Annotated in this window: 9 protein-coding genes; 3 read left to right on the top strand and 6 right to left on the bottom strand. The window is 72.0% G+C overall.

The window, feature by feature from the left end; genetic code table 11:
- From AB0M67_RS15105 to AB0M67_RS15090, 4 genes are all read right to left on the bottom strand, one after another.
- The coding region (locus AB0M67_RS15105) for an epoxide hydrolase N-terminal domain-containing protein (RefSeq protein WP_365745794.1) at positions 1-329 on the bottom strand (329 nt) is incomplete at its 3' end.
- Positions 330-423: 94 nt separating this feature from the next.
- Positions 424-1,572 (bottom strand): winged helix DNA-binding domain-containing protein, encoded by a 1,149-nt coding sequence (locus AB0M67_RS15100; protein ID WP_365745792.1) that lies wholly within the window; start codon positions 1,570-1,572, stop codon positions 424-426.
- A 213-nt stretch (positions 1,573-1,785) separates the two neighbouring features.
- Complete coding sequence (locus AB0M67_RS15095) at positions 1,786-2,364, bottom strand: snapalysin family zinc-dependent metalloprotease (protein WP_365745791.1); 579 nt, start codon at positions 2,362-2,364, stop codon at positions 1,786-1,788.
- A 226-nt stretch (positions 2,365-2,590) separates the two neighbouring features.
- Positions 2,591-4,720: an acyltransferase family protein gene (locus AB0M67_RS15090; protein WP_365745790.1), complete on the bottom strand. Its 2,130-nt coding sequence runs from the start codon at positions 4,718-4,720 to the stop codon at positions 2,591-2,593.
- A gap of 315 nt (positions 4,721-5,035) precedes the next feature.
- Between AB0M67_RS15090 and AB0M67_RS15085 the strand changes: the two genes are divergently transcribed.
- Together AB0M67_RS15085 and AB0M67_RS15080 are read left to right on the top strand one after the other, a co-directional pair.
- On the top strand, positions 5,036-5,287 hold the full coding sequence (locus tag AB0M67_RS15085) for a DUF6400 family protein (protein ID WP_365745789.1): 252 nt from the start codon (positions 5,036-5,038) through the stop codon (positions 5,285-5,287).
- Positions 5,271-5,516, top strand: coding sequence for a hypothetical protein (locus AB0M67_RS15080; RefSeq protein WP_365745788.1), 246 nt, complete (start codon positions 5,271-5,273; stop codon positions 5,514-5,516). The genes AB0M67_RS15085 and AB0M67_RS15080 overlap by 17 nt, the downstream gene beginning before the upstream one ends.
- 51 nt (positions 5,517-5,567) lie before the next feature.
- On the opposite strand, the gene AB0M67_RS15075 is transcribed toward AB0M67_RS15080, so the two are convergent.
- Both AB0M67_RS15075 and AB0M67_RS15070 read right to left on the bottom strand, forming a co-directional pair.
- Positions 5,568-7,058, bottom strand: a complete 1,491-nt coding sequence (locus AB0M67_RS15075) for a carboxylesterase family protein (protein ID WP_365745787.1) — start codon at positions 7,056-7,058, stop codon at positions 5,568-5,570.
- 21 nt (positions 7,059-7,079) lie between these two features.
- Complete coding sequence (locus AB0M67_RS15070) at positions 7,080-7,994, bottom strand: MBL fold metallo-hydrolase (protein ID WP_365745786.1); 915 nt, start codon at positions 7,992-7,994, stop codon at positions 7,080-7,082.
- 162 nt (positions 7,995-8,156) lie between these two features.
- On the opposite strand from AB0M67_RS15070, the gene AB0M67_RS15065 reads away from it, so the two are divergent.
- Complete coding sequence (locus AB0M67_RS15065) at positions 8,157-10,967, top strand: AAA family ATPase (RefSeq protein WP_365745785.1); 2,811 nt, start codon at positions 8,157-8,159, stop codon at positions 10,965-10,967.
- Positions 10,968-11,021: the final 54 nt, after the last annotated feature.

The following is an 11,021-nucleotide window of genomic DNA, read 5'->3' as shown; positions in this document are numbered from 1 at the left end:
GTACTGGGGTGCCCCTCCGCCTTGCGATCGCACGCACCGGACGCCGCAGGCCCCGCCCTGCGGGCGGACGGCGCTACTTTCGCAACACGCCCTAGGGCGCGGAAGCGGGGGAGCCGGTTGAGCGCCGCCTCCCGCGCCGGCCAGTCGAAGCCGTCCGCCCAGTAGGCCACGAGCTCGCGGAGATAGGCGACGTCGGTGCCGAGCGACCACCCGGCGTCCTCGGGCGTATCCGGCCAGCGCGTCGCACGCAGCCGCGTACGGAGGTCATCGAGTGCCGCGGGGGTGGCCCGCGGGGTGAACGGCTCGGGGCGAAGCGGGGCATCCGGCATGGGGCGCACCTTACAAGCCGCCTCGCACGGCATTACGCGAACGCGCTGACCAGGCGCCCGAGGCGGCCGTCGACGTACCCCGGCGCTCGTCGGCTCAAGCGCCGGGAAGCAGTCGTGTGTCGGCGCCCGGCACTCCTTTGGTCCACCAGTGGTCGTAGCGTCCGTAGGCCCTCGGATCACGGGTGGCGAGGAACGCGATGAGGGAACCGGCCTCCGCGGCAAGTCCCTCCCAGACATGGCCCGGAAGGGGATGGAAGGCGGTGGCCTCGATTCCACCGTCGACGGCACGCCAGACGCCGGCGACGTAGCCATCGACCAACAACGTGGGCAGCACATCGCCGTTCACCCGTGTCACGCGCTTGCGGTAATCGGGCGGGACGACGCGGCTGCGATCGGCGTAGGCCAGCAGGGTGCTGTCCCACATCGCCATCAGTCTGGGTGGAGCGGGGGTGTCCTCGGCCGGCCGTGGCGCGCCGGGGATGTCGTACAGCACCGTGCCGCCCGGGCCTTCCAGTTGCTCGAACTCGTCGGCGAGCGCGTTCACCGCCGCTCTGACCCGAGCCCGCTGTACGAGCGCGAACTGCGCCATGTCCGCCACCGACGCCGGCCCGAAGCCCTCCAGGTAGCGGCGTATCAGGGTCCGCAGACTCGCGTCGGCGACGTCGGGATCCGCCAGCACCGGCCGGGTGGCCGCCGCGACATACGACGCCCGGGTCTGGAACGACCAGGGCCCTCCGGTCGGCGCGTGCCACAGCGGCGCGTACTGCCGCAGCATCCGCTGGGCCGCCGACTCCATCGGTGCGCCCAGCCGCTCCCCCAGCCAGCCCCCCAGCTCGGCGGGGGTCCGCGCCCGGTCGGCGTACTCCAGGAGATCCGGGACCAGTACGGTGGCGTCGTCGGCGGTGAGCCCGGACGCCGTGAAGCGCGGGTCGCCGAGCCTGGAGCCGCGCAGCGTCGGCTCCATGGCCTCACGGAAGGTCCGGTAGTCCTCGGCGTGGACCGCGTGCAACGTGATGCGCATCAGCGTCGCCTTGACCGTCCGGTGTCCGGCGAGGGCCGCGTCGAGGCCCGCCGGATCGAATCCGCTGAGTCGGTTCCACAGCGCGATGTACGGCGAGGCCGGCTGCTGTGCCTGCAAGGCGACCACACGTCGCACCGCGTCCGCGACATCGAGCGGCTCACGGCCCAGCAGCAGTTGTCGGGCGAGGGTGGCCCGGTTGAGCGCGTGCGCGGTGATTGTCATGCCGGGATTCTCTCGTCCCGTCGGTCACGCGGAACCGTCGGCCTCCGGCTTGGCCGTCCTGCTCGGGCGGCCTGGCCGGCCGTCTCGGGTGACCGGGCCGTCCGTCTCGGGTGATCGGTCCTGTACGTGGCCGCTCACCGCCGTGCACGCCCCGGAGCGCGATCCGCGCTCCGGGGCATACGGCCACCCCCGTCCAGGGTTCCGCGCCGTGTGTCAGTCCACGAGCATGACGTTGAGCGGCACCGCTCCGGCCGTCGGCGCGAACGCGCTGCCGAAGTTGCCCTCGACCTCCGCCTTCTCGGCGGTGTTCGGGTAGGGGTTCGTGCAGGCGGTTCCCGCGGTGGAACCGGACATCAGGCTCGAACACGGACCGGGCTTGCGGTCCGGCAGGCCCAGGATGTGGCCCAGTTCGTGAGACGAGATGCGGATCGTGTCGTAGCCCTGGTCCACGGCCTGGCGTCCGATGTAGACGGTTCCGTTGCCCAGTGAGGTGGTGATGGCGCGGGGCCAGCCGTTGTCCGCGAGGACCCGTATGTTGGCGCGCTGCCCGGCCGCGGACGGCCGCAGTTCGACAGCGTCGACAACCTCGTTCCAGATCGCCGCGCCCCGGTCGACCGCGGACCTGAACTCCGCGGAACCGCTGGCGTCGTAGGTGACCACCCGCGCGGCCGAGGCCCTGTCCGCGGCCGTGTCCGCGTCGGCGGAAGGAGCGGCCACGGCCTGACCACCCACCAGGGAAAGGGTCAGGGTGACAGCGGCGACAAGCCCGCGGGTCAACTGAGGAACGTGCATGATCGGCCTCCTTGGAGGAGAGATTGGACGGCTATCGATGGTCGTGCACATGACATGAGTTCCTCTGCTCACTGCCCAGGGAGGACTGACACCAATCCGTCAACCCGGCGGCCTGATCCGCGGCGGCCCCGCCCGCGCGGCCGACGCCACCGTCACGGCGTCGCACGGCGAAGCGCCGCCGGGCGGGACCGGTACGCGCCCCGGCCGTGGGCGGGGGCGCGCGGCATCATCCCGTGGCGTCACCTTCGGCACGGGCCTGCCCCGCGAGCACCTGGGACAACCGGTCGCCCACGACGGGCGCGATGGCCTGGGCGTAGGTCTCGGCGACATGGCTTTCGTCGCGGTAGACGAGTGTGTCGTCCACAACGATCGGGCAGTCGCCGTTGGGTGCGCAGAACCAGGGCTCGGGGTCGATGACGGTCACCCCGCTGGAGGCCGCCGCCAGCCGGCCGGCCTCTCTGCGGGTCGGGTCCCGGAACACCTCGGCCGTGGTGGTGGCACATGTGGTCAGCCGCAGCGGGTACGACGCGGCGCAGTCGACCGCGTCGGCCTCTGGCCAGGGTGTGTCGAGGACTTCAACCACCCGGGCCCCGGTTGCCGTGAGGCGCTGGAACGTCGTGCGGTACCCGGCCGTCCACTCCTGAAGGGGATCGAGCCCGGTGTCCGCCAGGGTGCCCGCGTCGGAGGACGAGGCGATCACGAGGAAGGGGCGCAACTCGTCGATCCTGGCGAGGGCGTTGTTCCGCCAGATGTCACAGGAGCGGTAGGGCTTGTGCGCGTTGACGGTGGTCACCGTCGCGACCTTGCACGACGCCTTGGTCAGCGAGACCAGCCGCCAGTGCTCGGTACGGGCCAGACGGTCCAGCGCCGGAAACCACTGGGCGGCGTGGGAGTCACCGAAGATCACCACGACCTTGTCGGAGTCCCGGTCGCCGAAGACGCACGGCCGAGCGCTCGTGCTGGTGTAGTTGGCGTGGCAGCCGTCACGGTAGATCGCCGACCGCTCGCCCTTGACCGCGCCTATCCCCGGCGTGAGGTTGCTCGGCAGACGCGCGGGGGCGGTTCCCAGCAGCTCCGTCAGCCGCCCTTCGGCGTCCGGCGCGGCCCGCAGGACGTTCTGGAGTACGGGCGCGGCCACGCCGGAGTCGATCGCGGGCGGAAACGCCCCCGCGACCAGGGCCAGCGACACGGCCCCCGCCGAGAGGCCCGCGCCCATGCCCAGCGCTCTGCCCGGCCGACGGCGCAGAGCCGGATGGAACCGCACCGGGTTCTCCACCAGACGGGACGTCGCCCACGCGGCGAGCAGGGCGACGGCCATCAGAGCGCACAGCAGCGGAAGTTCCGGGCTCATACGCAGCGCCGTCGGCGCGATGACCAGGAGCGGCCAGTGCCACAAGTACCAGCCGTAGGACAGCCCGCCCACCCATACCGCGGGCCGCAGCGCGAGCAGTCGCCCCGCGCCGAACCGGGTCGGAGCGCAGCCGCCGGCCAGGATCAGGGCGGTTCCCAGCACCGGTAGCAGCGCGTGGTACCCCGGGAACGGAGTGTCCTCGCCGAAGGCGCACGCGGCGATCAGAACGCAGACGAGCCCGACCCAGGTCGCCGGAGCGGCGATCCTGGCCGGGAGTCTCTCCAGCCGGGTGGCGCCAAAGGCGAGCAGGGAGCCGGTCCCGAGCTCCCACACGCGGGTGTGCGGACCGAAGTACGCCCAGGACGGCGAGGACGCGGTGGTAAGCAGGCTCAGCGCGAAGGAGGTCACCGTCAGGACGGCCGTCAGCAGAACGGGCGCGAAGGCGTACCGCCGTGCCGCCATCCAGCCGACCAGCAGAAGGAGCGGCCACAGCAGGTAGAACTGCTCTTCGACGGCGAGTGACCAGAAGTGCTGGAACGGCGAGGGCGGGCCGCTTTGGGAGAGGTAGTCGGTGCCGGTGAGGGCCAGCCGGATGTTGGCCGTGTAGAGGGAACTGCTGAGGGCGTCACCCACGTAGTCGGCGAACCGGACTTTGGAGAGATACAGCCACGATCCGGCGAGGGTGGCGATCACGACCACGGTGGCGGCGGGCAGCAGGCGCATCGCTCGGCGGGCGTAGAAGTCCCTGAGGGACAGCCGGCCGGTGGAGGAGTGCTCGCGCAGCAGCATCGACGTGATCACGAATCCAGAGATCACGAAGAAGACGTCGACGCCGATGTAGCCGCCGCCGAACCGGGCCACTCCGATGTGGGAGAGGACGACAAGGGCCACCGCCAGGGCGCGCAGCCCTTGGATGTCCAGCCGCAGGTGTGCGGCGCCCGACTTTCCTGGTGCGGTTCGGCGGGGCGGCTCTGTCGCGGGAGGCGGCGGCGGAAACGTGGTCATGCCCATTACTGACCGGTGGGCGCCCACCGTTCCGGTGAGAGAGATCACAGAACCGGCGCCGGCCCGTGCGGTCACGGCGTAAAGACGCCCCGGACGGGGCGCCCGCCATGACGTACGTCACAGTGCCGCGCGCGAACGGGGTCCCCGATCCGGCGCCCGGCGCGGGCAACGGACCGCTCTCGTCGGCCGATCCGGGATGACCCCGGGGGCGGGCACGGTGGTGTCCGGCCCCGGGGCAACTAAGGCCACCCTTCCCTGTCGCGGGATCGCCTGGTAAAGATGGCGGGGTTCCGTCGACACATTGGAAGTTTCGCAATGAATCAGGACAATGACATCGGCCTCATACCCTTCACGATCGACCTGACCTTCGAGGAAGCCCGACGACGGGCGGAGGTCGTGGCCGCGCTCGGGCCCGACTGGGACCCGGTGGCCGCACTCCGAGGCGAGGACGAGGCGTACGCACTCCTCTACTCGGGCCTTGACGCCGAGCAGCAGCGCACCTACGACCTCCTCGTGGCGGCCGGTGTCCTGCCGAGGGAGGAGCCCGGCGGTGCGGCTTCCCATTGACCCCCAGGCGGACATCGCCCGCCGCGCCTGGGTGGCCTGCCCCGCCTGCGACGACGCCCGTCACTGCGCGACCTGCGCCGACCGTCGCAATTGCGGTGAGCACTGGCGCTATCTGATCTCCAGCAGCGGACCGGTCGTCCACCTTCAGTGCCCGCGATGCACGCACATGTGGTCACTGAACACCCGGCCGGGCGTCACCTGCCGCGACGACAGCTCCCCCACCGCCTGACCGAGGGCCCGCCTGACCAAAGGCCCGCCGGGCCCGGATCTCCGTCCGGCGTCAGCTCCACGCCCGTCGTTCCCGGCCGTGCGGGTCGTCGATCCGGGTCCACTCGGCGTCGACGCGCATCGTGGCCCGGCGCCCGCTGTCGTACGGGTCCCAGCCGGGGTCGCCGGTCCTGGCGAACCGTACCCAGGTCCCGTGCACACGGGCGGCGAGATCCGCGGGGGGCTTGTCCGGGCCGAGCAGGCCGCGCCGTCCGTGCAGCCGGGGAAGACGCGCGAGGTCGAAGACGAAGGGGAGTTCCACCGCGTGAGAGGCACCGAGCTCGCCGTCCAGGGCATGGGAGCGCCACGCGAACTCGTAGCGGAAGGTGCCGGATCGGGGGTGGGCGGCATGTGCGTCGGCCAGGGCCCGGCTGCCCGCGCCGAACAGCGCGTCGCCCATGATGGCGGAGCGCAGCTCGCCGAAGGACGCCCCGGGGCGCGCCTTTCGGTATGTCTCGACGAGCCGTGCCGGATCCGCGTGCGAGCGGGCCGCCGCCGCGTCGACGTCCATGGCGGTCGAGGTGGAGTAATGGCCCATGGGGGCCAGATAGAGGTTTCCCTCCTCGCTGTTGGTCCCGATGAGCAGGTCGACATCGGCACCGAGGCCGGCGGCGACGGATACGGCGGGCTGCGTGTCGAGGACCAGACTGAAAGGGCTGAGCCCGATCAACGGGTCACTGTGCGTCTCGGTCCGCAGGTCGATACCGGCGAGCCGCGAGGCCGCCTCGACCAGCCGCTCGTCGGAGATCTCCGCGAAGGCGTCGACATGGGGTTCGACGCCCAGGGCCTCGGCCGCCGCCCCGGTGACACGGGCGGCCTGCTCGGTCGTGAACGCGCCCAGGCCGCTGCCGCTCTGGACGATCGCGCGGCGGAAGAGGCCCATGGCCTCGGGGGTGGCGAGGACGCCGCCGACGATCGTCGCCCCGGCCGACTGGCCGAAGAGCGTGACATTGCGCGGATCGCCACCGAAGGCGGCGATGTTCTCCCGCACCCAGCGCAGCGCGGCGACGACATCGAGCAGACCGCGATTGGCGGGCGCTCCGGGGACATCGAGGAACCCCGCGATACCGAGCCGGTAGTTCAGGGTGACGAGGACGACGCCGTCGCGGGCGAAGGCGGAGCCGTCGTACACGGCGGACCGCGTCGATCCGGCGACGAATCCTCCGCCGTGCACGAACACCATGACGGGCAGGTCGCCCGCCATGGCCGCGGGCGTCCACACGTTGACGGTGAGGTAGTCCTCGCCACGGCTCCAACCGGCGCCGAAGTAGGGGGACATGTCCATATCGCCGAGCGTGCGCGCGGACTGCGGCGCGTTGGGCCCGGGCACGGTGGCGTCTCGTACGCCGTCCCAGGACGTGTGCGGCCCGGGCGGCGCGAATCGGCCGGCACCGAGGGGAGGCGCGGCGTACGGGATGTTCAGGAAGGCGGTGATGGCGTCCTGGCGCAGGCCGCGGACCGCCCCCCGCGCGGTGGTCACGACGGGTTCGGGGTGGTGGTTCACTACCGTGCCTTTCTGTGGGCCTCAGCCCTGTTCGGTGTACGGGGCGAAGGGCGCCCAGCCCTTGATGGCGAACTTGCTTCCGTCACGCACCACTTCCGCGGCGCCGTGACCGCCCAGATGCGCGGGGACCAGGAGTGCGTTGTTGTCGGCCGCCCAGCCAAGGACCTTGCGGCGGGTGGCGCGGGCGCCCGCGGGGTCCTCGCAGAAGCAGCTGTTGGCGTCGGGTTCGAGGATCTGCACCGGGCTGTGCAGCAGGTCGCCGACGAACACCGCGCGATCCGACCCGGACGCGAGGGTCAGTACGGAGGAGCCGGGGGTGTGCCCGGGGGCGGCGTCCAGGCGCAGGCCGGCGTCGATCTGATAGCTGTTCTCCCACAGGAGCGTCCGGCCGGCCTCGTGCACCGGGGCCACGCTGTCCTCGAAGACATTCTGGTTGCCGCGGCCGAGCACCGGCTCATGACCGTTCTCGGGATTCCAGAAGTCGAAGTCGTCCTTCGATATCAGATAGGTGGCGTTGGGGAAAGTGGGAACCCAATGCCGGCCGTCGAGATATGTATTCCAGCCGACGTGATCGACATGGAGATGCGTGTTGACCACGATGTCCACGTCCTCGGGTTCGACACCGGCCCGGGCGAGATTGGCCAGGAAGCCGGTTTCCAGATGGCTCCACACCGGTGCGTACGGGCGCTCCTTATGATTGCCCACGCCCGTGTCGATGAGGATCGTCCTGCCCTCACTGCGCAGCAGCCAGGTCTGGATCGCGGAGTTCACGATCGAGGTCCCGGAATCCAGGAAATGCGGGGTCAGCCAGGAGGCGCCTTCTTCCCAGACTTCCTTCGGGCTCTCCGGGAAGAAGGTGTCGGGGGTCATATCCACGGGACCGAAGTATTCCCGGACCCGGGTGACGGTGACATTGCCGAGCTCGATCTGCTCCACAGGGCTTCCTTGAGAATTCAGGGGATTTCCCGGAACCGTACGGGCGCCCACGCCGCCGTCGGTATCCGTCAGCTGACTGCACCCGCCCGAACGTGCTCCGGGCACCCGCCCCGGCGCTTGTAGCCTGGGTGGGGCACGGCACGGCGGCTCCGATCGGGAGCCATGACTCCCGGAGACTTTGTGGACGACGAGCACGCAGGGGATCCCGGTGCGCTCACGCGAGCGGAGCCGGACGCGGGGACGCCGATCGTCGGCCGGAACGCGGAGCTGACCCGTCTCTTCCGCGCGGTGGACTCGGCGCCGGCCGACCCGGTTCTGGTGCTCGTGGGCGAGGTGGGTACGGGGAAGAGCGCGCTGCTTGACGCCGCCGTGGGCCGGGCCGGTGCGAGAGGCACTCGCGTACTGCGCGCCGACGGGAGCGAGTCGGAGTCGAGCCTCGCGTTCTCCGCGCTGCATCAACTGCTGCGGCCGGTACGGGCCGAGCTGGACGGGCTGCCCGAGCGGCAGCGTACGGCGATACGTGACGCCTTCGGCGAGGGGCCGGCCATGACGGCGCCCGACCTGATGCTCATCGGGGTCGCCGTCCTGAGCCTGCTGTCGGCCCTGGGCGACCGGGGCCCTCTGCTCGTGGTGCTGGACGACGCGCAGTGGTGCGACCGTGCTTCCCTGGACGCGCTGTCCTTCGCCGCCAGACGGCTGCGGGACGAACGGGTCACGATACTGATCGGAGCCCGCGCCGGCGATCAACCGCCCGGATTCGACCGGCACGTACCGACGCTCACCCTCGGACCGCTCGACAACGCCGCGGCCAACCGGCTGCTGGACCTCCAGCCGGAGAGCCCCACCGGCCGGACCAGGACCCGCATCCTCGACCAGGCCGGCGGCAACCCGCTGGCACTGGCCGAACTGACGCGGTCGGCCGCCGTACACGGCACGGCCGTTCAGCCGCCGGCGGCGGGTCCGCTCCCGCTCACCGAGCACCTGGAGCGGATCTTCGCGGCCCGTCTGACCGGTCTCTCCGCCTCCACCACCCGGGCGCTGCTGCTCCTGGCCGCCATGGACAGTGCCGATTCCGCGATCGCCGTCTCCGCCGGGCTGCCGCCCGCCGAGGACGACGCATGGCCCCCCGCCGAGCGGGCCGGGCTGGTCCGGCGCACTGGTCGGGACATACGGTTCCGCCACCCGCTGGTCCGGTCCGCCACCTATCACGCCGCGTCCGCCGACGCGCGGCGCGAGGCTCACCTCGTACTCGCGGAGCTGCTGCGGGACGAACCCGACCGGCGTGCCTGGCATCTCGCCGCCGCCTCGCCGCGCCCGGACGCGGCCGTATCGGCGGAGCTGGAGCGGACCGCCGACCGGGCCCGTCTGCGCGGCGGCCACGCGGCGGCGGCCAAGGCCCTGCAACGCGCCGCGGAACTGGCACCGGGACGCGAGGACAGCGCCCGGCTGCTGGTCGAGGCCGCCGCGGCGGCCGTGTTCACCGGCGATATCGCCTGGGTCGAGGAACTGGCCGCCGCGGCACACGCGCGCACCGACGACGCGTCGCTGCTGGCCGCCGCGGCGGTGCAGGTCGGCCGACTGGCGGCGCTGACCGTCCGCCACACCGTGGTCTTCTCCCGACTGGCCGACGCCGCCGAGCGGTTGGCGCTCTCGCGGCCCGCCGTCGCTCTGGACCTGCTGGCCACCGCCGCCGTGGTCCGCTACTACTCCGGGGAGGACACGGGGCGGCAGCGCGTCCGGGCCGTCCTGCGGCGCCTTCCCGAGGACGCGTCACACGCGTGGTCGCGCGCCTGGGTGAGAGCCGTGACGGATCCCTTCGACGACAGAGCCGAACTCCTCTCCCTGCTCCCCCGGTTGGCGGCCGAGGCGGAGCACCGTCCGGACCGGCTCACCACCCTCGCGATCATGGCGTGGCTCCTGGACGAGACCCCGCGGGCCGTCCGCGCCGCCGACGAGGCCTTCGACCGCTGGGAGTCACGCGGACCGCTGCCGGAGGGTTTGGGCGGCGCGATCGCCTGGGCCTATGTGGAACACGGCAGATGGGACCAGGCCCGCGAGGTCTGCGCCCGCACCACCGCGGTCGGTTCGACGACCGGCCTCGACCACGCCGTGGCCTGTGCGGCCTCGGCGGATGCCACCGTACTGGCCTTCCAGGGAGACGTGTCGGCGGCCCGCTCCCGAGCCGCCGACGCCTTCGCCCTGATCGATCCGCTGGAGAGCCGTTCTGTGGCCGTCCGCGCCCGTCGCGCGCTCGGTGCCGCGGCGGTCGCGGCGGGCGACTACGAGACCGCGTACGACCAACTCCGCATGGCCTTCACGGCGGAAGGCGCACCCGTGCACTACCACGCGTCCTACCCGGCCCTCGCCGATCTGGCCGCCGCCGCGGTGCGCGCCGGCCATCGCGAGGAGGCGGTGGCGATCGTCGAGCGTTCCGCACACACGCTCGCGGACAACGCCTCACCCCGCCTGCGCGCGCTGATCAGCCGCGCTCGTGGCCTGCTGGCGGCTCCGGAGAACGCCGAGCCGCATTTCCGGGCGGCCCTGGCGGACCCGGTACTGGAGCGCTGGCCCTTCGAACGCGCGCAGACCCTCCTCGACCTCGCCGAGTGGCTGCGGCGCCGGCGGCGCATCGCGGAGGCGCGAGCGCCGCTGACAGAGGCCCTGGAGATCTTCCGTCGCCTGGGAGCGCGCCCGTGGATCGAGCGCGCCCGCGCCGAATCGCGCGCCGCCGGCCTCGACGTCACGGACCCCGCCCCCGACACGCTCGCCGAACTCTCCCCACAACAGCGGCAGATCATCGGGCTCGCCGCCCGCGGGCTGACCAACCGCGAGATCGGCGAGAAGCTGTTCCTGTCCCCGCGCACGGTCGGCTCGCACCTCTACCGCAGCTTCCCCAAACTGGGTATCACCGCCCGCTCCCAGCTGCGCGATCTCGTCGAGGGACCTCTCCCGACTGCCGGGCGCCAGGAATGACGGCCGCGCCGGGTCGGTAACTTCCGCTGCTTCCCGCGCTGTTGGCCGTCGGCG

The sequence above is a fragment of the Streptomyces sp. NPDC051662 genome (genome assembly GCF_040681655.1).
Lineage (GTDB): Bacteria > Actinomycetota > Actinomycetes > Streptomycetales > Streptomycetaceae > Streptomyces.
Note: the sequence above shows the minus strand (reverse complement) of the source record. Positions and strands in the feature narration are given on the sequence as shown.